This is a genomic window from Azospirillum sp. B510, assembly GCF_000010725.1.
Classification (GTDB): Bacteria; Pseudomonadota; Alphaproteobacteria; order Azospirillales; family Azospirillaceae; genus Azospirillum; species Azospirillum lipoferum_B.
Genome location: NC_013854.1, coordinates 374,130 through 399,986, shown reverse-complemented (window position 1 = coordinate 399,986; position 25,857 = coordinate 374,130). Strand labels below are relative to the sequence as shown.

25 protein-coding genes are annotated in these 25,857 nt (G+C 67.8%); 8 read left to right on the top strand and 17 right to left on the bottom strand.

Annotation, left to right across the window (positions count from 1 at the left end):
- Positions 1-357 precede the first annotated feature (357 nt).
- The 4 genes from AZL_RS01850 to groES form a co-directional block, all read right to left on the bottom strand.
- On the bottom strand, positions 358-1,275 hold the full coding sequence (locus AZL_RS01850) for a DMT family transporter (protein ID WP_012972974.1): 918 nt from the start codon (positions 1,273-1,275) through the stop codon (positions 358-360).
- Between the two features lie 14 nt (positions 1,276-1,289).
- The gene (locus tag AZL_RS01845) at positions 1,290-1,655 is read right to left on the bottom strand and encodes a hypothetical protein (protein ID WP_012972973.1); all 366 of its coding nucleotides are present in this window, start codon (positions 1,653-1,655) and stop codon (positions 1,290-1,292) included.
- Positions 1,656-1,902: 247 nt separating this feature from the next.
- Positions 1,903-3,546, bottom strand: coding sequence for a chaperonin GroEL (groL, locus tag AZL_RS01840; protein WP_012972972.1), 1,644 nt, complete (start codon positions 3,544-3,546; stop codon positions 1,903-1,905).
- A gap of 49 nt (positions 3,547-3,595) precedes the next feature.
- Positions 3,596-3,886, bottom strand: a complete 291-nt coding sequence (gene groES / locus AZL_RS01835) for a co-chaperone GroES (RefSeq protein WP_012972971.1) — start codon at positions 3,884-3,886, stop codon at positions 3,596-3,598.
- A 399-nt stretch (positions 3,887-4,285) separates the two neighbouring features.
- Here groES and AZL_RS01830 point away from each other — a divergent pair, with 399 nt between their 5' ends.
- The 3 genes from AZL_RS01830 (at position 4,286) to AZL_RS01820 (ending at position 6,407) form a co-directional block, all read left to right on the top strand.
- Entirely contained in the window at positions 4,286-4,525 is a 240-nt protein-coding gene (locus AZL_RS01830; RefSeq protein ID WP_042442346.1) for a hypothetical protein, read from the top strand.
- A gap of 160 nt (positions 4,526-4,685) precedes the next feature.
- Entirely contained in the window at positions 4,686-5,180 is a 495-nt protein-coding gene (locus AZL_RS01825; protein WP_012972970.1) for a lysozyme, read from the top strand.
- A gap of 138 nt (positions 5,181-5,318) precedes the next feature.
- Positions 5,319-6,407 carry a COX15/CtaA family protein gene (locus AZL_RS01820; RefSeq protein ID WP_012972969.1) on the top strand — a complete coding sequence of 363 codons (1,089 nt, stop codon included), beginning with the start codon at positions 5,319-5,321 and terminating at the stop codon, positions 6,405-6,407.
- Positions 6,408-6,512: 105 nt separating this feature from the next.
- Here the strand turns inward: AZL_RS01820 and AZL_RS01815 are convergent, their stop codons facing one another.
- The 8 genes from AZL_RS01815 to ccoN all read right to left on the bottom strand — a co-directional run bounded on the left by AZL_RS01815 (position 6,513) and on the right by ccoN (position 14,169).
- On the bottom strand, positions 6,513-7,199 hold the full coding sequence (locus AZL_RS01815) for a Crp/Fnr family transcriptional regulator (RefSeq protein WP_086935327.1): 687 nt from the start codon (positions 7,197-7,199) through the stop codon (positions 6,513-6,515).
- A 158-nt stretch (positions 7,200-7,357) separates the two neighbouring features.
- Entirely contained in the window at positions 7,358-7,582 is a 225-nt protein-coding gene (gene ccoS, locus AZL_RS36800) for a cbb3-type cytochrome oxidase assembly protein CcoS (RefSeq protein WP_042675091.1), read from the bottom strand.
- Positions 7,488-10,007, bottom strand: coding sequence for a heavy metal translocating P-type ATPase (locus tag AZL_RS01810; RefSeq protein WP_012972966.1), 2,520 nt, complete (start codon positions 10,005-10,007; stop codon positions 7,488-7,490). Before AZL_RS01810 ends, ccoS begins: the two co-directional genes overlap by 95 nt.
- 41 nt (positions 10,008-10,048) lie before the next feature.
- Positions 10,049-10,579 carry a FixH family protein gene (locus AZL_RS01805; RefSeq protein WP_012972965.1) on the bottom strand — a complete coding sequence of 177 codons (531 nt, stop codon included), beginning with the start codon at positions 10,577-10,579 and terminating at the stop codon, positions 10,049-10,051.
- 263 nt (positions 10,580-10,842) lie between these two features.
- Positions 10,843-11,733 (bottom strand): cytochrome-c oxidase, cbb3-type subunit III, encoded by an 891-nt coding sequence (ccoP, locus tag AZL_RS01800; protein ID WP_012972964.1) that lies wholly within the window; start codon positions 11,731-11,733, stop codon positions 10,843-10,845.
- A gap of 3 nt (positions 11,734-11,736) precedes the next feature.
- On the bottom strand, positions 11,737-11,898 hold the full coding sequence (locus AZL_RS01795) for a cbb3-type cytochrome c oxidase subunit 3 (RefSeq protein WP_012972963.1): 162 nt from the start codon (positions 11,896-11,898) through the stop codon (positions 11,737-11,739).
- A gap of 15 nt (positions 11,899-11,913) precedes the next feature.
- The gene (ccoO, locus tag AZL_RS01790; protein WP_012972962.1) at positions 11,914-12,651 is read right to left on the bottom strand and encodes a cytochrome-c oxidase, cbb3-type subunit II; all 738 of its coding nucleotides are present in this window, start codon (positions 12,649-12,651) and stop codon (positions 11,914-11,916) included.
- Positions 12,652-12,672: 21 nt separating this feature from the next.
- The gene (ccoN, locus tag AZL_RS01785; RefSeq protein ID WP_012972961.1) at positions 12,673-14,169 is read right to left on the bottom strand and encodes a cytochrome-c oxidase, cbb3-type subunit I; all 1,497 of its coding nucleotides are present in this window, start codon (positions 14,167-14,169) and stop codon (positions 12,673-12,675) included.
- 247 nt (positions 14,170-14,416) lie between these two features.
- Between ccoN and AZL_RS01780 the strand changes: the two genes are divergently transcribed.
- Both AZL_RS01780 and AZL_RS01775 read left to right on the top strand, forming a co-directional pair.
- Entirely contained in the window at positions 14,417-14,962 is a 546-nt protein-coding gene (locus tag AZL_RS01780; protein ID WP_042442343.1) for a hypothetical protein, read from the top strand.
- A 77-nt stretch (positions 14,963-15,039) separates the two neighbouring features.
- On the top strand, positions 15,040-16,251 hold the full coding sequence (locus AZL_RS01775; protein ID WP_012972960.1) for a class I SAM-dependent rRNA methyltransferase: 1,212 nt from the start codon (positions 15,040-15,042) through the stop codon (positions 16,249-16,251).
- 56 nt (positions 16,252-16,307) lie between these two features.
- Here the strand turns inward: AZL_RS01775 and AZL_RS01770 are convergent, their stop codons facing one another.
- Both AZL_RS01770 and AZL_RS01765 read right to left on the bottom strand, forming a co-directional pair.
- Positions 16,308-17,639, bottom strand: a complete 1,332-nt coding sequence (locus tag AZL_RS01770; RefSeq protein WP_012972959.1) for a class I SAM-dependent RNA methyltransferase — start codon at positions 17,637-17,639, stop codon at positions 16,308-16,310.
- A gap of 50 nt (positions 17,640-17,689) precedes the next feature.
- A complete protein-coding gene (locus AZL_RS01765) occupies positions 17,690-18,112 on the bottom strand; it encodes an acyl-CoA thioesterase (RefSeq protein WP_012972958.1) in 423 nt (140 codons plus the stop codon).
- Positions 18,113-18,317: 205 nt separating this feature from the next.
- Here AZL_RS01765 and AZL_RS01760 point away from each other — a divergent pair, with 205 nt between their 5' ends.
- Positions 18,318-18,563 (top strand): hypothetical protein, encoded by a 246-nt coding sequence (locus AZL_RS01760; RefSeq protein WP_042442341.1) that lies wholly within the window; start codon positions 18,318-18,320, stop codon positions 18,561-18,563.
- A 3-nt stretch (positions 18,564-18,566) separates the two neighbouring features.
- Here AZL_RS01760 and AZL_RS01755 read toward each other — a convergent pair whose 3' ends face one another.
- The 3 genes from AZL_RS01755 to AZL_RS01745 all read right to left on the bottom strand — a co-directional run bounded on the left by AZL_RS01755 (position 18,567) and on the right by AZL_RS01745 (position 23,045).
- Positions 18,567-19,373 (bottom strand): ABC transporter permease, encoded by an 807-nt coding sequence (locus AZL_RS01755; protein WP_012972957.1) that lies wholly within the window; start codon positions 19,371-19,373, stop codon positions 18,567-18,569.
- A gap of 64 nt (positions 19,374-19,437) precedes the next feature.
- On the bottom strand, positions 19,438-20,322 hold the full coding sequence (locus AZL_RS01750) for an ABC transporter permease (protein WP_012972956.1): 885 nt from the start codon (positions 20,320-20,322) through the stop codon (positions 19,438-19,440).
- Positions 20,323-20,513: 191 nt separating this feature from the next.
- Positions 20,514-23,045, bottom strand: a complete 2,532-nt coding sequence (locus AZL_RS01745) for a methyl-accepting chemotaxis protein (RefSeq protein WP_012972955.1) — start codon at positions 23,043-23,045, stop codon at positions 20,514-20,516.
- Between the two features lie 290 nt (positions 23,046-23,335).
- Here AZL_RS01745 and AZL_RS01740 point away from each other — a divergent pair, with 290 nt between their 5' ends.
- Together AZL_RS01740 and AZL_RS01735 are read left to right on the top strand one after the other, a co-directional pair.
- Complete coding sequence (locus AZL_RS01740; protein WP_012972954.1) at positions 23,336-25,258, top strand: ABCB family ABC transporter ATP-binding protein/permease; 1,923 nt, start codon at positions 23,336-23,338, stop codon at positions 25,256-25,258.
- A 21-nt stretch (positions 25,259-25,279) separates the two neighbouring features.
- Complete coding sequence (locus AZL_RS01735) at positions 25,280-25,855, top strand: biliverdin-producing heme oxygenase (RefSeq protein WP_012972953.1); 576 nt, start codon at positions 25,280-25,282, stop codon at positions 25,853-25,855.
- Positions 25,856-25,857: the final 2 nt, after the last annotated feature.

Below are 25,857 nucleotides of genomic sequence, written 5' to 3'. Positions count from 1 at the left end.
TGTCGAACCACCGTCATGTCCGGCATTTTAGCGGTCATCCCTTATTGACCGCTGCAATCGCGAGGGATAGTGGGGATGTCTAAAAGGATATCGGGGATATTATACGCGCGAGCAGGCGAACAAGCCGCCCAATCCTCGCGCTACCCCAGGGTATAGTTCGAAACCGGCCAGCGAACAGCGGAAGTATTTTCGCAAATTAGCCATACACACAACCAACGAATTGATAACCAATCTCATCAGAAGCTCGCCGGAGCGGAAAATGACTTGGTGGAACCGCGATGCCGCTGTGATCAAGTCCCTTAATTGCACAAAAGGGAAATTTCATGTCGCGCGCTGCCGGCGCCCGAACGCCACGGCTCAGGCGCGGCGGCGGGTCGCCAGAAGGATACCGGCGGCGATCAGGGCGATGCCGATGCCATGATACGGATGCAGCTGTTCGCCGAGGAACAGGATGGCGAGCAGGCTGCCGAAGACCGGCACCAGATGGATGGCCAGCCCGGCGGTGTTGGGGCCGAGCAGTTCCACCGCCCGGTTGAAGCAGAGATAGGCGGCGATCGACGGGAACAGCACGGTGTAGCCGACCGCCAGCAGGGTGATGCCGCTGACCCGCATCGGATGGCCGCCCAGGCTCTCCCAGATATAGAAGGGCAGCAGTTCCAGCGCGCCGATGGCGAAGGTGACGACGACGAAGCTCAGGCCATGAACCGCCGGCCGGCGGCGTAGAAGCGTGGTGTAGGCGGCATAGATCACCACCGCCGCCAGCATCCAGAGATCGCCCGAATTCAGCTCCAGCCCCAGCAGCGTCGCCGGATCGCCGTGGGAGATCAGGGTGGTGGCACCCGCCAGCGACACGACGATCCCCAGCCCCTGCATCGCCCCCACCCGGTCGCGGAACAGGACGACGCTCATCAGGACGATCATCACCGGCATCGACGATTGCAGCATCACGCAGTTGAGCGCGGTCGTGCTGTTCAGCGCGATGTATTGAAGGGTATTGAAGACGCCGATGCCCAGCGTCGCCAGCAGCAGAACGCTTTTCCAGCGCGCCAGCATCGGCGTGAGATCATGGCGCAGATGACGCCAGGCGAAGGGCAGCACGATCAGCATGCCCAGGAACCAGCGCCAGAAGGCCAGCCCGACGGGCGGCACCGCCCCGGCGACCGCCCGCCCCATGACCGCGTTGCCGGCCCAGAACAGGGGCGGCATCATCATCAGCAGCCAGGCCTGGTCGGCGAGACGAAGCCCTTTGGCCGGGACGGAGCGGTCGGCGGGCATGGCGCTGCCGATCCTCAGCTGCGGCGGCGGGGCGACGCGAAGACGCTCGCCGCGGTCGGACCGGCGCTGCGGTCGGTGCCGTCCTCGGCGCGGAAGACGCTGGCACGGGGTTCGCGGCGGGGATGGCGCGGCGCATCGTCGCGGCCTTCGCCCCGGCCTTCTGCCCTGCCCTCACGCCCTTCGCGGGGTGGCTTGGCGGGCTGGCGCAGCTCGGCGTCGAGTTCGGCGATGCGCTTGACCAGCGCTTCACGGATGGCGGGGGCCGCGTGGGCTTTCAGCGTCGCCAGCTGCTCTTTGAGCTGAACCAGCTGACGCTGCTTCTCCTCGCGGGTGCGCTTGATGGCGACGTTGTCGGAATGCTGGCCCTCGAAGGAGCGCATGGAACAGGCCCTCGTTCAAAAAATACGGAAGTCAGGAGGCCGGCGCCCCAGGCTGGGGTTCCCGGCGAAGAGGGGCGGATTATTGGGAGCCGCCCGCGCCAAAGCAAGGCGGACTTCGCCTTGACATTTCCGGATGGGGCCGCGCAGCGGTGGCACGGCCGCGCGCGCCGATTCTACCAAAAGAAAAGGACGCCCCCTTGCGGAGGCGCCCCTTTCCGAACCGTGGAACGGTCGAAACGACGGGCTATCAGAAGCCCATGTCGTCCATGCCGCCCATGCCGCCCGGCATGCCGGCCGGAGCGGCCTTCTTCTCCGGCTTCTCGGCGATCATCGCCTCGGTGGTGATCAGCAGGCCGGCGATCGAGGCCGCATCCTGCAGGGCGGTGCGGACCACCTTCACCGGGTCGATGATGCCGGCGGCAACCAGATCGGTGAACTCACCCTTCTGGGCGTCGAAGCCGAAGTTGGTGTCGGTCTGGTCGAGCAGCTTGCCGACCACGATCGAGCCGTCGGTGCCGGCGTTGTAGGCGATCTGACGGACCGGCGCCTGGAGGGCGCGGCGGATGATGTCGATGCCGACGCGCTGCTCGTCGTTGGCCGGGGTCAGGGCGTCCAGCGCCTTGGAGGCGTACAGCAGGGCGGTGCCGCCGCCGGCGACCACACCCTCTTCCACGGCGGCGCGGGTGGCGTGCATCGCGTCGTCAACGCGATCCTTGCGCTCCTTCACCTCGACCTCGGTCGCACCGCCGACGCGGATGACGGCGACGCCGCCGGCCAGCTTGGCCAGACGCTCCTGGAGCTTCTCGCGGTCGTAGTCCGAGGTGGTCTCCTCGACCTGGGCGCGGATCTGGCCGCAACGGGCCTCGATGTCGGCCTTGTCGCCGGCGCCGTCGACGATGGTGGTGGTCTCCTTGGAGATCACGACCTTCTTGGCGGTGCCCAGCATGTCGAGCGTGACGTTCTCGAGCTTGATGCCGAGATCCTCGGAGATGACCTGGCCGCCGGTCAGGATGGCCATGTCCTCCAGCATCGCCTTGCGGCGGTCGCCGAAGCCCGGAGCCTTGACGGCGGCGATCTTCAGGCCACCGCGCAGCTTGTTGACCACCAGGGTGGCCAGCGCCTCACCCTCGATGTCCTCGGCGATGATCAGCAGCGGACGCGAGGACTGGACGACGGCTTCCAGAACCGGCAGCAGCGGCTGCAAGCCCGACAGCTTCTTCTCGTGCAGCAGGATATAGGGGTTCTCGAGGTCCGCGACCATCTTGTCGGCGTTGGTCACGAAGTACGGCGACAGGTAGCCGCGGTCGAACTGCATGCCCTCGACGACGTCCAGCTCGGTGTCCAGGCTCTTGGCCTCTTCCACCGTGATGACGCCCTCGTTGCCGACCTTCTCCATCGCCTGGGCGATCATCTTGCCGATCTCGGCTTCGCCGTTGGCGGAGATGGTGCCGACCTGGGCGATCTCGTCGTTGGTCGTGACCTTCTTGGCGCGGGCCTGGATGTCGGCGACGACGGTGGCGACGGCCAGGTCGATGCCGCGCTTCAGGTCCATCGGGTTCAGGCCGGCGGCGACCTTGGTCACGCCTTCGCGGACGATGGCCTGGGCCAGGACGGTGGCGGTGGTGGTGCCGTCACCGGCCAGATCGTTGGTCTTCGAGGCGACCTCGCGGACCATCTGGGCGCCCATGTTCTCGAACTTGTCGGCCAGCTCGATTTCCTTGGCGACCGACACGCCGTCCTTGGTGATGCGCGGAGCGCCGAAGGACTTCTCGATCACGACGTTGCGGCCCTTCGGGCCCAGCGTGACCTTCACGGCGTCGGCGAGGATGTCAACGCCACGCAGCAGCTTCTCGCGCGCGGTGGGGCCGAACTTGACGTCTTTGGCAGCCATGTCTCGATTCCTTGTTACTGGTAAATTTCGAAGGATACGGGCGGAGGACTTAGGCCTCGATCACGCCCATGATGTCGGATTCCTTCATGATCAGGAAATCCTCGCCTTCGATCTTCACTTCAGTGCCCGACCACTTGCCGAACAGGATGCGGTCGCCGGCCTTGACGTCCAGCGCCACGACCTTGCCCGACTCGTCACGCGCGCCGGGACCGACGGCGATGACTTCGCCTTCCTGCGGCTTTTCCTTGGCAGTGTCGGGGATGATGATCCCGCCCTTGGTCTTGGTGTCGGACTCCAGACGCTTGACGACGACGCGGTCGTGCAGCGGACGGAACTTCATGGGAATGCCTCCTTGGATCAAGGCTTGGTTCTGACTGATGGATTTTCCGCCGGCCGGAGGCTGTTAGCACTCCCGCCCGGCGAGTGCCAGACAGCTAATCGAAGCGGTTTTGGGATTCAAGAGGCTCGTTCGGGAATTTGACGCGACTGTCGACGCCATTCCTCGGAGCCTTCCGATAACATATTGGGATGTATTGATTTTCCTGTTCCGACCCGCATGGCGGGCCGGCGAGATTTCTTCGAACGGTCACGATTCGGGACCCGGCCGTCCCCGTGCCGGCGAGTCCCCACCGAACCAGGAAAACGGATCCCGACGGCTCCCTGTGACCGCCGTCACAGCCCTGTCTCCGGCCTTTCGCTAAAATTTTAATAAATCACCGGGGCAAGGATGGAGGGCACGATGATGGCGAAGCGGAAGGCTGAACGCTGGATGGAAAGCCACGAGGCGCCATCCGCCATCGTCGCCCAAATCCTCCGTCACATCGTCCGTCAGATCGCTTCCGGCCTGTGGACGCGCTGGCGGAACCGGGAAAGCCAGCTGATCGAGGCGTTTCTGGAGGCCACGACCATCGCCGGGCTGTTCGCGCTGCTGTTCGCCCTGTTCGTGCTGTTCGCCGCCGCGCAGACCCTCACGCCCTGACACCATCGCCCCATCCCATCGCCGCCCCCGGACCATTCGCTTCCGACCAAATACGACAATTTCAAACCGACACTTCCCGTCACGCGAGCGTGCAGGATAGGATCGCGCCCGAAGGCGGTCGGCAGCGACCGCAAAACGCGCCATCCGGGAGTTTCCATCCATGGCCACCCAGCCGGTCTGCCAAGCCGCGGTCGACCTCGTGAAGCATTTCGAAGGTCTCTATCTCGACGCCTATCTCTGCCCGGCCGGCGTTCCCACCATCGGCTACGGTCACACCGCCGGCGTCGAGATGGGGCAGACCATCACCGTCGAACAGGCGGACGCCTTTCTCGCCTCCGACCTGACCGCCGCCGCCGGTCATGTCGACGCCCTGGTCACGGTTGCCCTGAACGAGGATCAGCGCGGCGCGCTCGCCTCCTTCGTCTTCAATCTGGGCGCCGGCAGCCTGGAAAGCTCGACCCTGCTGAGGCTGCTGAACAGCGGCGACTATGCCGGTGCCGCCGGCCAGTTCGGCCGCTGGGTCTACGCCACGGTGAACGGCACGCCGACCAGGCTGCCCGGCCTCGTCGCCCGCCGTGCGGCGGAGGAGGCGCTGTTCGTGAGCCAGACCGGCCAGCCCAAGACCGGCGTCACCACCGGGGACGGCACGCCCTGAGCCAGGTCCTCCGAGCCGGCCCCTTTGTGCCGGCCCCTTCGAGCCGGCGTTGCCGGCATCGGACAAGAGCCGTTTGACGGGACGGGATGTTCGCCCCACATTTGCGGACATCCCACCGCCGCGCTCCGGAATGCCGCCTTGACCGCTCTCGCCTCCGACAGCCTCGCCTCCGACAGCCTCGCCTCCGCCATCCGGCCGAATCCGAACCGGCCGATCGCCCTCTGGCTTCTGGTCTGCGCCGCCATGGTGCTGGTCATGGCCGTGATCGGCGCCATCACCCGGTTGACCGAATCGGGCCTGTCGATGGTGGAATGGAAGCCGCTGATCGGCATCCTGCCGCCGCTGTCGGAGGCGGAATGGAACCGGGTCTTCGAACTGTACAGGGCGACGCCGGAATTCCGCATCTACAACAGCCACATGGATCTGGCCGGTTTCCAGTCGATCTTCTGGTGGGAGTGGTTCCACCGGTTGTGGGGCCAGTTGATCGGCTTCGTCTTCCTGATCCCCTTCCTGCGCTTCTGGATGCGGGGCCGCATCTCGTCCGCTCTGTGGCCGAAGCTCGCCGGCCTGTTCCTGCTCGGCGGCTTGCAGGGCGGCATCGGCTGGTTCATGGTGAAGAGCGGGCTGGTCGATTCACCCAATGTCAGCCATTACCGGCTGGCCCTGCATCTCGGCACCGCGATCCTGATCTATGCCCTGCTGCTGCGCACCGCGCTCGGCCTGCTCGACCCGCTGCCGCTGGCCGGCTGGCGGCCGGAGGCGGCGGGGTTGCGCCGCCATGCCCGCTGGGCGCTGGGGCTGGTCGCCGTGACCATCGTTTGGGGCGCCTTCGTCGCCGGATCGGATGCCGGCTTCGCCTACAACACATTCCCGCTGATGGACGGTCATTGGATCCCGCCGGAGGTGAACACGCTGACCCCCTGGTGGCTCAACCCGGTGGAGAACACCGCGGCGATCCAGTTGATCCACCGCACGCTGGCGATCCTGACCGGTCTTGTCGTCCTGCTGCTGAGCGCCCGAGTCCTGGCCACCCGCCTTCCCGGCCGCGCCGGCCGCGCAGCGCTGGCCTCCGGCGCCATGGTGCTGTTGCAGATCGCGATGGGCATCGCCACGCTGTTGACCGTGGTGTGGATTCCGATCGCCGCCGCCCATCAGGCCGGCGCCATCCTGCTGGTGTCGATGCTGGTCTGGCTGCTGTTCGAATTGCGGCCGATCGGGCGCGGGTAGCGCCCGGTTCTTGCCGGCTGGCGAGCCGGTCCGGCAAGAATTATACGGATTTCAAGAACTTATCACCAAACACGCCCATGCCCCGCGAAGGCGCGGGGCGCCGCGTCACGCCCCTTCGGCCAGATCATACATCGCGTCGAGGTCGGCGATCAGGACCTTGTTGCCTTCCTGCAACGAGATCACCCCGGCGGTCTTCAACTGGGTGAAGGTGCGGCTGACGGTTTCGGTGGTCAGGCCGAGATAGTCGGCGATGTCGGCCCGGCTCATCGGCACGAAGACCGGATTCTCCTTGTGGCCGCGCCGGGCGGCGCGCTGCGACAGCATCAGCAGGAAGGAGCAGATCTTCTCCTTGGCCGTCTTGCGGCCGAGCAGGAGCATCTGGTCCTGGGCCGCGGCCAATTCGTTCGACGCCATCGAGAACAGGCGCCGCTGCATCTTGGGGAATTCCTCCAGCAGCGCATCGATCTTCTTGCGCGGGAAGCGGCAGAGCGAAGCGCTGGTCACCGATTCGGCGGTGTAGGCATAGCTGTCGTTGACGGCCAGCCCGAGGAAATCGCCGGTCACCAGGAAGCCGGTGATCTGGCGGCGCCCGTCGGGCAGAAGCTTGTACAGTTTCACCGTGCCGGAGGTGACATTGTAGAGCGCGTCGGCGGCGTCGCCTTCCGCGAACAGCGTGTGGCCGGCATCGATGCGCACATTCTGCAGAATGTCGGCAAGACGGCGCACTTCCTCCTGTTCCAGGGCGGCACAGACCGTCAGGCTGCGCACGGGACAGGCCCCGCAGGGATTCATTTCCGTCGCAGCGCTCTTCTCCCGAGCGCGAACCATATCAAAAGGTGGCATGGAGGAACCCAGCCTGTCATTCCGCATGGGGCCATATTGGTGGCAATCGCCGAGAATCGCAACCTCGCACGCATACAACCTAATCTTTGCCCATAGGAGATTTGGTACTATTGCCCGCGGCGGGCCTCCGGAGCGGACGGCTCGGGGACGGCCCGGGGGACAGCGCCGGGGGCTCCATGGGGCGCCGCCGGCAGGTCGTCGTCGAACAGGACACGATGGGCGGCACCGTCCAGATCGTCAAACTGACCGGATTTCAGCGCCCACAGAAAGGCCGCCAGCCCCAGGCCGCCCAGGCTCAGCGCGATCGCGATCAGATAGAGAAGCTCGTCCATCACCCGAATCCTTACCCGACAGTTCCCGGACGGCGTTGTCCCGCACGGGAAGATCCTTGACGATGGCGCCGCGGGCCAACCGCAGCGCGTTCAGAATGACGATCAGCGACGACGATGACATCGCCAGCGCCGCCAGCAGAGGCGTCAGCATGCCGGCCATGGCGAGCGGCACGGCGCACAGATTATACACCAGGGCGATGCCGAAATTCTGCCGGACCAGACGGCCCGACCGGCGGGACACCTCCACCGCCTCGACGATCGGGCGCAGCAGCCGGCCCTGGAACACCACGTCGGCCGCGGTCTGGCTGACATCGACCGCGGTCGACGGCGACATCGACACCGCGGCGGCGGCCAGCGCCGGGGCGTCGTTCAACCCGTCGCCGACCATCAGCACGCTGCGGCCCCGGGCCGCCAGTTCGGCCAGCGCCGCCGTCTTGTCGGCCGGCGTCTGCTCGGCCCGCCAGTCGGCGATGCCCAGCCGCTCCGCCACCGCCGCCACGGCCCCCCGGCGGTCGCCCGACAGCAGCCGCACCTCCAGCCCGCGCGCCTTCAGCGCCGCCACCACCGCGGCGGCATCCGGACGCGGCGCGTCGAGGAAGACGATCCGGCGCGGCGCGGCGCCGGGACGGGCCAGCCACAGCTCCGGGCCGGCGGCGTCCTCCGCATCCAGCGGGGCGCCGGTGAAGCGGCGGCTGCCCAGCCGCACCTCGCCGTCGGCGGTCGGCAGCGACACGCCGGCGCCGGCGGTCTCCCGCACTCCGGCGGCCACCGGCACCTCGGGTGCCGCGGCGGCGAGCGCGCGGGCCAGCGGATGGCGGCTGGCGCCGGCGAGCGAGGCGGCCAACGCCAGATCCTCGGCCGCCAATCCATCGAGCTGCGGCACCGGGCGCCCCTCGGTCAGGGTGCCGGTCTTGTCGAACACCACCGTGTCGATGGCGGCGAGCCGTTCCAGCGCGGTCGGACTCTTCAACAGCGTGCCCTGGCGCATCAGCCGGCCGCTGGCGATCACCTGCACCACCGGCACGGCCAGCGCCAGCGCGCAGGGGCAGGTGATGATCAGCACGGCGATGGCGTTCATCAGCGCGTCCTGCCACACCGCCCCGCCCAGCAGCATCCAGGCGGTGAAGGTGGTCAGCGCGGTCAGGTGGACCACCGGGGCGTAGAGGCGCGACACCCGGTCGGCGATGGCGACATATCTGGCGCGGCCCTGCTCCGCCACCTCCATCAGCCGGACGATCTCGGCCAGCAGCGTGCCCTCGCCCACCGCGGTGACGGTCAGCCGCAGCGGCGCCGTCAGGTTCAGGGTGCCGGCGAAGACCTGGTCGCCCGGCCGCGCTGTGCCCGGCACCGTCTCGCCGGTGATCAGGCCGGTGTCGAGGTCGGACACCCCGTCGGACACCCGGCCATCGACCGGGATGCGCTCGCCGGCCGCGACCAGGATGGTGCTCCCCAGGGTGACCTGCTCCGGCGCCACCACGGCACTGGTGCCGTCGGCGTTCAGGATGGTCACGGCATTGGCACGCAGGCCGAGCAGCTGTTCCGCCGCCGACCGCGCCCGGCCGCGCGCCCGCTGGTCGAGATAGCGGCCGACCAGCAGGAAGAACAGCAGCATGACGGCGCCGTCGAAATAGGCGTGCTCGCCGCTGTGGATGGTCTCGAACAGGCTCATGCCGGTGGCGAGCAGCACGCCGATGGTGACCGGCACATCCATGTTGGTGCGGCCATGACGCAGCGCCGACAGCGCCGAGCGCGCGAAGGGACGCAGGGCGTAGGCGATGGCCGGCATGCAGATCAGCGCCGAGATCCAGTGCATCAGGTCGCGGGTGGCGGTGCCCATGCCCTGGCTGTGGCCGGCCCACACCGACACCGACAGCAGCATGACGTTGCCCATGGCGAAGCCGGCCACCGCCATCGAGCGCAGCAGCTCCTTCTCGCTCCTGGCCTGGACGCCGCCCAGCCGGTCGGGGTCGAAGGGGACGGCACGGTATCCCAGCTGCGCCACCGTGCCGACCACGGCGTTGGCATCGGTCGCCTGGGGATCCCAGCGCACCGTCAGCCGGCGCGTGGTCATGTTCATGCGGGCGTGGCCGACGCCCGGCTGCCGATTGAGCGCCGATTCGATCAGCCAGACGCAGGCGGCGCACTGCATGCCGTCGACCATCAGGTGCAGGCTGCGGCTGCCGTCGGACTCGTCGCGGGCGTGGGGCTCGTAATCGGCCGCCGGGCCGTCGTCGGGGCGCAGCGGGCGGGCGGTGGGATCGACGCTGCGGCGCTCGTAATAGCGCTCCAGCCCCAGCCCGCGGACGAGGTCGTAGGCGGCGGCGCAGCCGGTGCAGCAGAAGGGCCCGGCACCATCGCCCGCGGTCGTGGAGAAGGCTTGCGCCCCCTCGCCAAGCTCTTGTCCGCAATGGAGGCAGACGGTCATCTCAACGTCACCCGTATCCTGGCGTCACCCGTGTCCCGCCGTCACTGCACCCAGACGCGCTTCTGATCCTGATAATCGCCGCTGGCATGGGTGATGACGAAACGCATGTCCCACTGGCCTTCCAGATCCAGCTCCACCGGGGCGCCATAGCGGCCCTCGCCCAGATAGGGCAGCGACAGCGTCTTGTCATGCCCCTCGGCGATCGGACGGATCATCGTCACGGTGACGGCGGCATCCTTCAGGATGTTGCCCTGCCTGTCACGGACGGTGATGGAGATCACCGCCTTGCGCGGTTCGGTGCTGGTGAAATCGGGCTGGACCTGCCAGCCGCGTTCGGCCTGGGCGCGGGCGCCGGCAAGGTCGTTGTTGTAGCCGAGCCCCTTGATGAAGTGGTTCTCGGTCTCCAGCCCGGTCCAGCTCGACATCGCGAAATGGACCATGACCCCGTTCACCGCCAGGACGATCATGAAGACGCCGACGAAAATCCAGGGAATGTACCAGCCCTTCTGGCGCGGCGGCTTGACGCGCTTCGGAGCGGCGGGGCGATTTCCGGTGATGGTGCTGATGCTCATGGTCGCTGGCTGCCCTTCGACTAGTCGGCGTCGTCAGAGTGGCGGAAAACTCCGGCCGCGGGAACTATGGCGACGGATTGCCGCAGGGACATTGCGATGGATCAAATGACAGGAAGTTAACGAATCGGCCTTTCCGGCCCGCCGACAGCGCCCGGACGGCAAAGAAAAAGGCGCCGGGGAGTGACCTCCCCGACGCCCTTTCCTGTCGGTTCCGACGTTGGTTCCAGCTTCTGGTTCCAGCGGCTGGCTCCAGACCGTTCGGCTTACTTGCCGCCGCCCAGGTTGTGGACGTAGACGGCCAGCGACTTGATCGTCGCGTCGTCCAGACGCTTGGACCAGGCCGGCATCACGCCGGCGCGGCCGTTGGTCACCGTCTCCACCAGCGTCGCCTTGTCGCCGCCATAGAGCCAGTTGGCCTGTTTCAGCGGCGGGGCGCCGACGCCGTCGACACCGGCGGCAAGCGCACCCTGGGCCGTGTCGCCATGGCAGGCGGCGCAGTTCTCGTCATAGACGGTCTTGCCCTTGGCGACCTTGCCGGCATCGGCGGCCTTGCCGTTCAGCGACAGCACATAGTCCGTCACCTGATCGATCTGGTCGCGGGTGAGGATGCCATCCTTGCCGAAGGCGGTCATGCCGGTGCCCGGCGTGCCGCGGGTGTCGCCGTCATCCGAGCGGATGCCGTGCTGGATGGTCTTGTAGATGTCGGCCGAGGTGCCGCCCCACAGCCACACGTCGTCGGCCAGCGTCGGGAAGCCCTTGGCGCCCTGGCCGCCGGCGCCGTGGCAGGCGGCGCAGTTCTCGTTGAAGTAGGAGCGGCCGCCGGCCATGGCGAAGCCCAGCAGGTCCTTGTCCTTCTGGATTTCGTCGACCGACTTGGCGGCGATGGCGGTCAGATACTTGGCCTGACCGGCCTTGGCTTCCGCCAGCTTGCTGTCCAGCTCCTCGCGCTGGGAATAGCCCAGGATGCCCTTCGTGTAGGTCTTGCCCAGCGGCCAGGCCGGGTAGAACACGTAATACACCATCGCCCAGGCGATGCAGACATAGAAGAGATAGAGCCACCATTTCGGCAGCGGGTTGTTCAGCTCGCGCAGTCCATCCCACTCGTGGCCGGTGGTCTCGACGCCGGACAGCTCGTCCTTGTAATTCTGTGCCATGGTCTAAAGCTCCTGACCATCATCCTTGAGCGGGATCTGGGCGGCGTCGTCGAAGGTGCGGCGGTTGCCGGGCCACATGGCGTAAACCAGGATGCCCGTCAGCAGCAGCATCAACCACACCGTCCAGAAGGACCGAAGCATCACCGTGATCGAATCCAAGTCCATGGATCCCTCCCCCGATTACTGCTGCAACTGCTTGGACTGGTACTTGGTGAAATCCACCATGGTGCCCAGCACTTGCAGGTAGGCGACGAGAGCGTCCATTTCGGTGACGGTCTTGTTGCCGGTGAAGTTCGCGACCACGGCCTTCGGGTAGCGCTTCAGCAGGGCGGCGGTGTCGCCGTCCGGGTTCTTCTGCGCTTCCAGGTCGGCCTTGGCGTTGGCGATCTGCTCGTCGGTGTAGGGCACACCAACGATCTTCAAGGTCTTCAGATGGTCGGCGATGTCGCCGTAGCTCAGCGGACGGTCCCGCATCCAGCCATAGGTCGGCATGATCGACTCCGGCACGACCGCGCGCGGGTTCACCAGATGGGCGACCTGCCAGTCGTTGGAGTATTTGCCGCCGACGCGGGCCAGATCCGGGCCGGTACGCTTGGAGCCCCACTGGAACGGGTGGTCGTACATCGACTCCGCCGCCAGCGAGTAGTGGCCATAGCGCTCGACCTCGTCACGGAACGGACGGATCTGCTGGCTGTGGCAGTTGTAGCAGCCTTCGCGCAGGTAGATGTTCTGCCCGGCCAGTTCGAGCGGGGAGTAGGGACGGACCCCCTCCACCTTCTCGATGGTCGATTCGATCGTGAAGAGCGGGACGATCTGAACCAGACCGCCGATCGACACGGTGATCAGCACGAGCACGATCAGCAGAAGGGTGTTCCGCTCGATCAGGTCGTGGCTGAAGCCCTTTTTTTCCTGAGCCATTTCTCGCATCCTTCCCTAGCGTCAGGCCGCGCCGACCGTCGCCTTGTGCGGCGTGGTGACATAGGGCTTCTCGATGCGGACATCGCCCTTCGCCGTGCGCCACAGGTTGTAGACCATGATCAGGGCGCCGGTGACGAACAGGACGCCGCCCAGCGCGCGGATCACGTAGAACGGGTGCATCGCCGCCACGGTCTCCACGAAGGAGTATTGGAGGAAGCCCAGATTGTCGTAGGCGCGCCACATCAGGCCCTGCATGATGCCCGACACCCACATGGCGGTGATGTAGAGCACGATGCCGATGGTGGCGGTCCAGAAATGGTAGCTGACCAGACGCAGGCTGTAGAGCTGCGAGCGCTTCCACAGCACCGGAACCAGATAGTAGATGGCGCCGAAGGAGATGAAGGCGACCCAGCCGAGCGCGCCGGAATGCACGTGGCCGATGGTCCAGTCGGTGTAGTGCGACAGGGCGTTGACGGGCTTCACCGACATCAGCGGACCTTCGAAGGTCGACATGCCGTAGAAGGCGACCGAGGTCACCAGGAAGCGCAGGACCGGGTCGGTGCGCAGCTTATCCCAGGCGCCCGACAGGGTCATGATGCCGTTGATCATGCCGCCCCAGGACGGCATCCACAGCATGACCGAGAAGGTCATGCCCAGCGTCTGCGCCCAGTCCGGCAGGGAGGTGTAGTGCAGGTGGTGCGGACCGGCCCAGATGTAGAGGAAGATCAGGGTCCAGAAATGGACGATCGACAGGCGGTAGGAATAGACCGGCCGCTCGGCGCGCTTGGGCACGAAATAATACATGATGCCCAGGAAGCCGGCGGTCAGGAAGAAGCCGACCGCGTTATGGCCGTACCACCACTGCACCATGGCGCTCTGCACGCCCGACACGAAGGTGTAGGACTTCATGCCGAACAGCGACACCGGGATGTTGACGTTGTTGCCGATGTGCAGGATGGCGACGGTCAGGATGAAGGCCATGAAGAACCAGTTGGCCACATAGATGTGCGACTCGCGCCGCGTCATCACCGTGCCGATGAACTGGACCGCATAGAGCACCCAGGTGACCGTCAGGTACAGGTCGAGGATCCACTCCGGCTCGGCGTATTCCTTGCCCTGGGTGTAGCCCAGGACATAGCTCAGCGCCGCGAGCACGATGAAGACGTTGTAGTTCCAGAAGATGAACTTCGCCAGCCCTTCGCCCCCGAAGAGATGCTGACGACACGTCCGTTGAACCGAATAAAGCGAGGTGGCGAACAGCACATTGCCGCCGAACGCGAAGATCACGGCCGAGGTGTGGACCGGGCGCAGGCGCCCGAAGCTCGTCCACTCCAGCCCGAGATTCAGCGCCGGGAAGGCCAGCTGCAGAGCGATGAAGGTGCCGGCCAGGAAACCGACCACGCCCCAGAACACTGCAGCGATCACGAAGAGTCGGATGGCGTCCTCATGGTAACGCACGTCTTCCGACACCCGCTGGCTGCCCAGGGTGGCCCCTGAAGTCAGAGTCGCTGATGTCATACAATCTCTCCCGTTTGCCCCGGGCGGCCGTGGGGCCGCGCCTTCTGGGTTGCACCACCAACTGGGTACGTACTGTTAAGGAGCGGGACAGGTTGCACTCGGCAATGCCGAGAGGGACGCCGGGCGCGCCTGTCTCCAATGGCGCCCACTATGTGGAGGGGGGGCGCAAGCAACATTGATCTACGTCAACGACCCTTCCGCCCCGAGCCTGCCATCGTTCAACGTCCTTGCAATCGCCCGGGCTGAAATGGACGACGGCTTCATCGCAAAACCCCTTGGTCGGCGCCAGATCGACCAGGCCTACCCGCTGGTCTGCGCCATCGCGCCGGGCCTGGGGGTCGACCAATGGCGCGCATTTGCCGCAGCATTGCTGGGCGGCGCAACCGGAAGCGATGCCGGCAGGGACGGCGTGCCCGCGCACAAGGGCATCATGACGGTGCAGAACGCCCAGGGATACCTGCACGGCCTGTTCAGCTACGCGGCGGAACCGCATCTGCGCCATGGCCGCACGCTCTGCGTCGACAATTTCGTCGTGCTCGACCTGTTCGACGTCGCCGGCATCGCCGAGACGCTGCTGCGGGCGATGGAGGGGCTGGCCCGGCGGCTGGGCTGCGCCGCCATCCACACCAGCTTGCCGGACCGCCATCTTCCGCAGGGGTCCCGCCGCGATCCGATCCCCGGCTGTTTCCTCATCGAAGGGCACCGGCAGGAAACGATCCGCTTCTGCAAGGATCTGGCCGTGGTCAACGACAATGTCCGGGAAGCGCCCGACGGCGCCGTCTCGGCGGAATAGGCGGGCCGACGGCGGCGCGTCACGCGGCCATCATGCGGCCATTGCGCGCCGCCGATTTGCCGCTAGGATGCGGGCCCATGAGCGACACCGGCACCAAACCCGTCAAGAAATACCCGGCGATCCACCTGCAATCCGGCCGCCAGCGGCGCGTCATGCATGGGCATCCCTGGGTCTATTCCAACGAAGTCCAGATGGACAACACCGCCAAGGCGGTGCCGCCCGGCAGCCCGGTGCGGCTGCTGGACCCCGGCGGGACGCCGCTGGGCATCTACACCTTCAATCCGCACACGCTGATCGCCGCCCGGCTGCTGTCGAGCGACCCGGCGACCGTGGTGGACCATGCCTTCATCGCCGGACGTCTGCGCCGGGCCGTCGAGCTGCGCGACCGGCTGTTCCCGCGCCCCTTCTACCGCGTCGTCCATGCCGAGGCGGACGGGCTGCCCGGCCTGATCGTCGACCGCTTCGACGATGTGGTGACGGTGCAGGCCAATTCCGTCTTCATGGACCGCCGGATCGACGAGATCCTGGCCGCCATCGACGAGGTGATCGCCCCGCGCGCCGTCATCCTGCGCAACGACAGCACCCAGCGCGCGCTGGAGGGCCTGGCGGAGGAGACCCGGCTGGTGAAGGGCGGGATCGACGGCCCGATCCGCCTGGAGGAGAACGGCGTCATCTTCTTCGCCAACCCGCTGGACGGCCAGAAGACCGGCTGGTTCTACGACCAGCGCGACAACCGCGCCTTCATCGCCTCGCTGGCCAGGGGCGGCCGGGCCATCGACTTCTTCAGCTACAATGGCGGCTTCGGCATCCAGTGCGCGGTGGCCGGCGCCACCCGGGTGATCGCGGTCGACCGCTCCGCGCTCGCCCTGGAGAACGCCACCCGCGCCGCCGAGGCGAACGGCGTCGCCGACCGCTTCGAGGCGCGCAAGGCCGACGCCTTCCAGGAGCTGGAACGGCTGAACGCCGCCGGCGAGACCTTCCAGGTGGTGGTCGCCGATCCGCCGGCCTTCGTGAAGTCGAAGAAGGATCTGGCGGTCGGCTGCCGCGCCTACCGCAAGATGGCGCGTCTCGCCGCCAGGATCACCGCCCCCGGCGGCTATCTGCTCTGCGGGTCGTGCAGCCACAATGTCGACCCGCCGACCTTCGCCGAGCAGGTCGCCCGCGGCCTGAACGACGCCGGCCGCACCGGCCGCATCCTGCGCAGCGCCGGCGCCGGGCCGGACCACCCGGTCCATCCGCACCTGCCGGAGTCGGCCTATCTGAAGGCGATCGTCCTGCAACTGGATTGAGAAGAGGGCGGCGGGGGGCGCCGTTCCCTCGCCCCCCTCCCTTCACCGCCCGCACATCATCTCTCGAACAGGCCGACCAGTTCCATATGGGCCGACCACAGGAACTGGTCGACCGGCCAGACCTTGACCAGACGATAGCCGCCATCGACCAGAACCCGCGCATCGCGGGCGAAGCTGGCCGGATTGCAGGACACCCCCACCACCCGCGGCACCCTGGCTCCGGCCAGCGCCGCCGCCTGGGCCGCCGCACCGGCGCGCGGCGGGTCGAACACCACCGCGTCATAGCGGTTCAGTTCCTTCACCCCCAGCGGGTTTTCGAACAGGTCGCGCCGCTCCGCCGTCAGCCGCAGCCCCTGCACCGAGCGGCCGAGCGCCGTCACCGCGGCTTCATCCCCCTCCACCGCATGAACCGACGCTTGTTGCGCAAGCGGAATGGAAAAGGTGCCGACGCCGGCGAACAGGTCGGCGATCCGGGCCGCCTGCCCCACCCCCGCGCGCACCGCCGCCAGCAGGGCGGCCTCCCCCTCGGCGCTGGCCTGGAGGAAGGCACCCGGCGGCGGCTGGATCGGAACGCTTGCGAAACGGATGAAGGCCGGACGGCGGTTCGCCACCGGCTCCACCGCCGCGCGGTCGGCGGGCTGCCAGGCGATGCGGGCGACGCGCTCCGGCTCGAAACCGACCAGCGCCTCGCGGGCGGCACGGTCGAGGCCGCGCGGCCCGATCAGCAGCAGGTCGGCCCCGCCCTCCAGGTCGGTCAGCATCACGTCGGCGTCACCGCCCTCCGGCAGCAGCCCGGCCAGCAGCACCCGCAGCGGCTCCACCAGGGCGAACAGGCGGGGCGCCAGCACCGGACACTCCTCCAGATCGACCAGCCGATGGCTCTGCCGCTCGTTGAAGCCGAACCAGACGCGCCCGCCGCGCTTCAGCGCCGCGAACCGGGCGCGGCGGCGGGCGGCGGCGGGTGTACGCGCCAACGGCTCCAGCGCCGTATCGCCCAGCCCGACCCGCTCCAGCGCGCCGCGCACCACGCCAACCGTCCAGGCGGCATAGGTATCGTCCTCCATCTGCTGGAGCGTACAGCCGCCGCAGCGGCCGAAATGGCGGCAGGGCGGGGACCGGCGGCCTGGACCGGGCTCCAGCACCTCCAGCAGCTCGGCGCGTACGCCCTCCCCCTTCCCATCGCCATCGCCGGCTCTGACCCGTACGCGGTCGCCGGCCACCGTGTGCGGCACGAACAGGCGTACGCCCTCGGCCAGCGCCAGCCCGTCGCCGCGCGCCCCGACATCGGTGATGGTCACCTCGATCTCCCGCAGGTCGCGGGGCGGCTGGGCGGTCTTGCGGGCGGCTGGGCGTCCCTTGGCGAAGGGACGCTTGGCGGGGCGTGTCATGGCGGGAATCCGGGAGCGAAGAGGGAGGATGCTGGACGTCAGCGCCCCCTTTACGCCTCCAGCAGCTTGGCGCGCAACGGTTCCGGGATCGGCGTCGGGCGATGGGCCGCCTTGTCGACGATCACCGACACCGCCTCCTGGGTGGCGATGCAGCGGTCGCCCAGGAAGATGGCGCAGCCCAGCGTGATCGAGCTGGTGCCGACCCTGAGAGCCCGCGCCCCCACCCGCACGGTGTTGGGATAGAGCAGCTCCGCCTTGAATTCGATCAGGCTGCGGGCCAGCACCACGGTCCAGGGGTCATCCTTGCGGAAGCCGCCGGCGCCGTGCAGCAGGGCGATGCGCGCCTGTTCGAAGAAGACGCCGAGGGCGTTGTTGTTGACATGACCGAGCGCGTCAAGATCGTTGAAACGCACCCGCTCCTCCCACCAGAAGCGGTAGAGGTCGGGGCTGGTCAGGTCGGGCGTCCCGGTCATGCTGTTCCCTTGCCGTATAGGTCAATGCGGTCCCGGACTGTGGCGTATGGTCCGGGACGGCGCAAGCCCGGCCTGCCGTTCCGCTTACGGTTCCGCTCGATGGTCTGGGAGCCGCTATTTCCGGCGGGGTCCGCGAATTCCAGCACCAATCCGCCGGTGGCCGTGTTATTGGAGTCGGACCCACCCCTCCGCAACGGACCGGACGATGAGCAAGGACACCACCAACCAGACGGCCGAGGCGCTGTTCGAAAAGGCGCTGTCGATCGCCGAAAAGCACCTGGATGAGGCGATCAAGGAAGGTGGCCCGCTCGGCCCCTACATCGCCGTCGCCATGATCGAGGCGGCGGTCAACGCCGCCGTCGACGAGACCAGCCACGAGGACGTCATCGACATGCTGCGCGACCTCGCCGCCCAGATCGAGGCGGACGCCGACGAGGCGGACGAGGACTGAGGGTCAGGGTCCTGCCTGCCGGCGCGCCTCGCGCCGGCGCAGGATTTCATAGACGACCGCCCCCAGGATGGTCAGCGCGATCAGCACCAGCGACAGGGCGTTGACCGCCGGGGTCAGGCCGGTGCGCACCTTGCTGGCGATATAGACGGTCAGCGTGGTGTCCAGCCCGCGCACGAACATCGTGGTGTTGTAGTTCTCGAAGCTCTGTAGGAAGGCCAGCAGGGCCGCCGACAGGATCGCCGGCATCAGGTACGGCAGCGTGATGCGGCGGAACACCTGCCCATGGGTGGCGCCGAGGTCGAGGGCGGCCTCCTCCAGCACCGGGTCGAACCGCTCCAGCCTTGCCGAGAACAGCAGCATGGCGTAGGCGGCGATGAAGCTGGACTGCGCCACCACGGTCAGGAACAGACCGCCGCTGACCCCGAACCATTCCCGCCAGAACACCAGCGTCGAGATGCCGACGATCACCCCCGGCGTCAGCAGCGGCGACACCATCAGGGCATAGAGGAAGGTCTTGGCCCGGCTATGCAGCCGGTCGAGCAGCAGCGCCGCCGCCAGCCCCAGCGGCACCGCCAGCGCGATCACTCCGGCCCCGACGACCAGACTGGTGCCCAGCGCCGCCCACATGCGCTGATCCTCCCACAAAGCCTGGAACCAGCCGAGCGTGAAGCCCATCCAGGGCGTCACGGTGGGAAAGCGGCTGCTGTTGAAGGTCGCCGCCGCCATGATGCCCAGCGGCAGGAACAGATAGGCGAAGAACAGCACCAGATAGGAGCCGGTCAGCAGGCGGCGGAGTCGGGCGGCGGTCATGTCGGCGATCCTGTCTGCGATCCTGTCTGCGATTCCATGGGCTGCGGGCAGATTTGGCGGCGGCTCATTTCGCGATATCCGCCAGCCCGACGCGGAACAACCGCATCGCGCCGAGGATGAAGCCGATGCACAGCACCAGCAGGATGAAGGCGTAGGCCGCCCCCTGGTTCCAGTTCCCGCCCTCGAAGAACCAGTTGTAGATGATCTCGGTGAACCAGCGGCTGTTCGGCCCGCCCAGCAGGGCCGGCACGGCGTAGCTGCCGGCCGCCAGCATGAAGGTCATGATGCAGCCGACGGCGATGCCCGGCTTGGCATGGGGCAGGACGATCCGGCGATGGATGCGCAGCCAGCCGGCCCCGAGATCGCGCGCCGCCTCGATCTGGTTGCGGTCCAGCGACTCGATGGCGTTGTAGAGCGGGAAGACCATGAACAGGATGTAGACATAGACCATGCCGACGATCACCCCGGCGTCGCCGCCCAGGAAGCGCCGCGGCTCGTCGATGATGCCCAGCCCCAGCAGCAGCGCGTTCAGCGGCCCGTTGAAGGCCAGGATGATGTACCAGGAGAAGGTGCGCAGCAGCTCGTTGATCCAGAAGGGCACGACCAGCATCAGGATCAACAGCGGCAGCCGCCGCTTCGGCGCGACCTGGGCCAGGTAGAAGGCGACCGGATAGCAGACCGCCAAGGTGGTCGCCGTGACGAGCGCGCTGGCCCAGATCGTTTTCAGGAAGATCGTCAGATGGATCTGGTTGGTCCACAGCGTCAGGTAGTTCCTGACCGTGAAGACATCCTCCGGCCCGCCGATCTTCGAGGGCGGCAGCGACGGCCGGAAGGAGAAGCCGACCATCATCAGTTGCGGCAGCACCACCAGCAGCGCCAGCCACAGCGCCACGGCGAGCAGGATGACCCCGGTCAGAACCGGGCCGTACCGGCGAAGAACCTCCGTCATTCGGGCGCTGCTCCAACCTGTTGGACCGATTCGACGCCTATCATGGGGGTTCGTGCCGGCGCAAGCGCGGCCGTATGACGATGTGGGTGGGAAATGGGCCGCTCGACGCCCTCAAGGCCCGCGGCCCCCGACCGGACGGCCGAAGATCGTCCGGCCGAAGATCGTCCGGCCGGCGGCCTTCGCGGGTCCGCTCAGAACTCCTTCCAGTCATCGTCGTCGCCGACGCTGTGCTTCAGCACCGGAACCGTGCCGGCGACGCGCGTCGAGGACTCGGACCGGGCCTCCGGACGGGCCGGCGCCTTGGCGCCAGCGGCGTGGGCCGTGCCGCCGCCGTTGCCGCCATTGCCGCGGGCCGCGGGCTTGGCGGCGGTGGCACGGACGGCGGGCGGCGGGCGGCGGGTGGTGACGACCGCCGGGGCGGTATGGACGGCATGGGCGGCCGCCATCGCGCGCGGTGCCGGGGCATAGCCGAAGCCCGCCGGCTGTTCGAGCTTGAAGAAGCCGACCAGGGCCTTCAGGTCGCCGGCCTGACCGCTCATCGCCTGGGCGGCGGCGGTGGTCTCCTCGACCAGGGCGGCGTTCTTCTGCGTCATCTCGTCCATGTTGGCGACGGTCGAGTTGATCTCGTCCAGCGCCGTAGCCTGCTCGGAGGAGGCGGATGCCATCTCGGCAATCAGGGTCGCAACCTGCTGCACCCCGGACACGATGCCGTCCAAAGCCTGACCGGCCTTGCTGACCAGATCGACGCCGTCCTTGACCTGGGCGTCGCTGTCCAGGATCAGCCCCTTGATCTCCTTCGACGCCTGGGCGGAGCGCTGGGCGAGCTGCCGCACCTCCTGCGCCACCACGGCGAAGCCGCGCCCGGCGTCGCCGGCCCGCGCCGCCTCCACCGCCGCGTTCAGCGCCAGCAGGTTGGTCTGGAAGGCGATCTCGTCGATCACGCCGATGATGTCGGTGATCTTGCGGCTGGATTCCTCGATCCGCCGCATCGCCTCGATGGCCGATCCGGCGACGCCGCCGCCCGATTCGGCGGAGCTGCGGGCCTGGGCCGCCATCACGTTGGCGCGCTGGGCGTTCTCCGCGTTGGAGCGGACGGTCGCCCCCAGCTCCTCCATGCTGGCCGCGGTCTCCTCCAGCGAGGAGGCCTGCTGCTCGGTCCGGTCGGCGAGGTCGGAGGAGCCCAGCGACACCTCGGCGGCGGCGGCGGCGATGGTCTCCGCCGCCTGGGTGATCTGGCCGACGATCTCGGCCAGCCGGGTCGAGGTGGCGTTGACGTCGGTCTTCACCCGCTCGAAGGCGCCCTGGTAATCGCGGGTGACCCGGCGGTTCAGGTCGCCCTGGGCCAGGGCCGCCAGAACCTCGCCCAGATCGGCGATGACCGCCTCCACCGTGTCGGTCAGGCGGTTGATGCCCTCCGACATGGTCCTGTAGAAGCCATCCTTGCCGGCCAGATCGATGCGGCGTTCCAGGTCGCCCTTCGACACCGCGTCGATCAGGCCGGCGATCTCCTCGCCGATCGCCTGCTCGCGGGCGCGCTGGGCCTCGGCGGCGCGGCGTTCGGCCTCCAGCCGCTCACGCTCGGCCTCGTCCATCCGCTTCTTCTCGATGGCGTTCTCCTTGAACACCAGGACGGCCTTGGCCATCAGGCCGATCTCGTCACGGTTCTCCAGCGCCGGAACATCGACCGTCAGGGTGCCGGCGGCGAGTTGCGTCATCGTGCCGGTCATCTGCACCACCGGGCGGACGATGGAGCGCGCGGTGATCAGCGCCACCAGGATGCCGAGGACGAAGGCGCCGACCGCCATGCCGATCAGCAGGTTGCGGGTGTTGGCGATGTCGGTCTGCGCACCCGCCAGCACGCTCTCGCGCGCCTCCGTCTGCGAGGCGATGGTCTTGTCCACCAGGGTGGCGAACTCCTCCGCCTCCTTGGTCATGACGCTGAAGGCAAGCGCCTGGACCTCGTCGACGGCCTTGACGATGCGGTTGAAGGCGTCGAGATAGCGGGCGCCGGTCTGCGCCGCATCCTCCATCGCGCGCTTTTGCGCCGGATCGGCCAGACGGGTCGACAGGGTGGTCGCGGCCTTGATGAAATCGGCCATCTGGCCGCGCGCGTCCTCCGCCCCCTTCACCGTCGGCGCCGAGGTGTAACGCAGGGCGCCGAGCCGGGCGACAAGCATCAGTTCCTGGACCTTGCCAGCCTGGGCGGCCGCTTCGAAATCGCCGGCGGCCTGGGCGGCGGCCATCGTCTGAGCGACCTCCTCGCGCGCCTTCATGCCCATCGGCGTCAGCTCTTCCGTCTCCACCTGGGCGCGCAGCTCGCGCGCCTTGACCAGCCGGGCGAAATTCGCGGTGTAGCTGTCGAAATAGCGGATCATCGCCTCGATATTGGCGCGGCGGCCGGGATCCTGCGTGATTTCGCGGATGGAGCGCAGCTTCTCGCCCAGCTTCCTCTGCTGGTCCTGGACCGGAGCGACCAGGGCGGCGTTGCCGGTAAAGGAGTAGTTGAGCGCGTTGCGGCGCATGTCGGAGACCGAGCCGTCCACGTCGGAAATCCGCAGCGACGCGTCTGAGATGGTCGCGTAGCGGGTGAAGCCGTCCTCCACCGTCGACAACGACCGCACGCCCAGCGCGGCCACCAGGGCGAGAAGGGCGAGGATCAGAAGGAACCCCACCTGGATGCGGGTGCCCACCTTGAAACGGCCGGCGAAGCTGGCGTTCTGCATGGTCGAAGCCTTGATCTGCGGTGCGCTTTGAACGCGATTCGCCCGGAAGGGTAGTGGAAGATGGTTTCCAGTCCGTTGCCATCGGGCTGAGAAATGCGCCGAAAGCGGTCCAGGGCCGCGTCAAAATAACGCCCTGCCCGGGCCGCGGGGCTTTGACGATGCCGCACCGGTCCCTAGGTTAGGTCGCCTGTGCAGCGATTTCCGGGACGGCTTTCGGGACGGAGCCGTTTTCCGGCCCATGCCCAAGGGGTCGGTTTCCCGCGAAACTACAGGGACCAGCGAAAAAACCGATGCGCCGCAGCCTTCCGCAGACCTCCGGCACCAATGCCTTCAGCCGTCCGTCCGGCGACCTGCGCGCCGCGATCCGTTCGCTGGCGCCCTATATCTGGCCGCGAGAGTCCCTTGAGACACGGGTGCGGGTGGTGGTGGCGATGCTGCTGCTGGTCGGCGCCAAGGTCGCCAACGTCTATGTGCCGATCTTCTACAAGCATGCGGTGGATGCGCTGACCCCCGGATCGGGAACCGCGCCGGCGGCGGTCGCCATCCCCCTGGGACTTATCGTCGCATATGGTCTCGCCCGCGTCACCTCGCTGCTCTTCGCCGAGTTGCGCGACGCCGTTTTCGCCACGGTGGCGCAGCGCACCATCCGCAAGGTGGCGCTGTCGGTGTTCCGGCATCTGCACGCGCTGTCGCTGCGCTTCCACCTGGAACGCCAGACCGGCGGCCTGACCCGCTCGCTGGAACGGGGAACGCGGGCCATCGAAGCGCTTCTGCGCTACACCCTGTTCTCGATCGGGCCGACGCTGGTGGAGATCACGCTGGTCTGCGCCATCCTGTGGAGGCTGTTCAGCGTCTGGTTCGCGCTCGCCACCTTCGTCACGGTGATGGGCTACATCCTCTACACCTTCTTCCTGTCGGAATGGCGCATCAAGTTCCGCCGCCATATGAACGACACCGACAGCAAGGCCAACACCAAGGCGATCGACAGCCTGCTGAATTACGAGACGGTCAAGTATTTCGGCAACGAGGAGCATGAGGCCCGCCGCTATGACGACGCGCTGCAAAGCTATGAACAGGCGGCGGTGCGCAGCCAGCAGAGCCTGTCGCTGCTGAATGTCGGCCAGTCGGCGATCATCTCGCTGGGGCTGGCGGTGGTGATGGGCATGGCGGCCAAGGGCATCGTCGACGGCGGCATGTCGCTGGGCGACTTCGTGCTGGTGAACACCTATCTGTTGCAGCTCTACCAGCCGCTGAACTTCTTCGGCGTGGTCTATCGCGAGATCAAGCAGTCGCTGATCGACATCGAATCGATGGTCACCCTGCTGGCGGTGGACCGCGAGGTGGCCGACGCCCCCGATGCCCGGCCGCTGGCGGTCGAGGGCGCGGAACTGCGCTTCGAGGGGGTGGAGTTCGGCTATGACCCGCGCCGGCCGATCCTGAGGGATGTCAGCTTCACCGTGCCGGCCGGACGGACGGTCGCCATCGTCGGCCCGTCGGGCGCCGGCAAATCGACCATCAGCCGGCTGCTGTTCCGCTTCTACGACGTCAAGGGCGGGCGGGTGCTGATCGACGGGCAGGACATCCGCACTGTCACCCAGGCCTCGCTGCGGGCATCCATCGGCATCGTCCCGCAGGACACCGTCCTGTTCAACGACACCGTCTTCTACAACATCGCCTATGGCCGCCCCGGCGCCAGCCCGGCGGAGGTGGAGCGGGCGGCCCGGCTGGCCCACATCCATGATTTCGTCATGGCGCTGCCCGACGGCTATCAGACCACGGTGGGCGAGCGCGGGCTGAAGCTGTCCGGCGGCGAGAAGCAGCGCGTCGCCATCGCCCGCACCATCCTGAAGGACCCGGCGATCCTGCTGTTCGACGAGGCGACCAGCGCGCTCGACACCCACACCGAGCGTGAAATCCAGGCCAATCTGCGCGAGGTCAGCCGCGGCCGCACCACGCTGGTGATCGCGCATCGCCTGTCCACCGTGATCGACGCCGACGAGATCCTGGTGCTGGAGGCCGGCCGGGTGATCGAGCGCGGCCGCCATGCCGATCTTCTGGCCGCCCGCGGCGCCTACGCCGCCCTGTGGACCCGGCAGCAGGAAACCAGCCGGGCGGCGACGGAAAGCCCGGTGGAAGAAGACCCGGCGCAAGACCTCCCGGACGGTCCCCCGGACGGTCGCGGGCCGCTGCCCGGCGTGCTGGCGCCGACCTGACCGGAACGGGGGCCGAGGATCATGGCACCGATCATGGGACCGGCACGGCAGGCGCTGCGCGCCGCGACGCGGGAAACGCATGACCGGCTCGACAAGGCGGCGGTGTTGCGGCCGCTGGTCCGGCCGGACATCACCGCCGATCAGTATGGCCGCGCCCTGGCGGTGCTCCACGGCTTCAACGCGCCGGTGGAGCGGACGCTCGCGACCGTCCGGGGAGAGGTGGGCACGGCGCGGCTGGCGCTGCTGCGCGAGGATCTGCGGGTCCTCGGCATCGATCCCGGCGGGCTGGCGGAGATGACGGACCTGCCGCCGCTGGACGGCGCGCCAGCGCGGCTGGCGGCGCGCTATGTGCTGGACGGATCGGCCCATGGCGGGCGGGCGATGCTGCCGGGCATCACCCGCGCGCTGGGCTTCGACGCCCGGCGCGGCGCCCGCTTCCTCGCCTCGGACGGGCTGGACATGGCCGGGGCCTGGAGGACGTTGACGCTGCGGCTGGAGGACGAGCTCGCGGAGCCGGCGGCCCTCGCCGCCGCCTGCGCCGCCGCCGCCGGCCTGTTCGCCGCGCTGGAGCGCTGGACGGCTGGGCAAGAGGGGTGAAG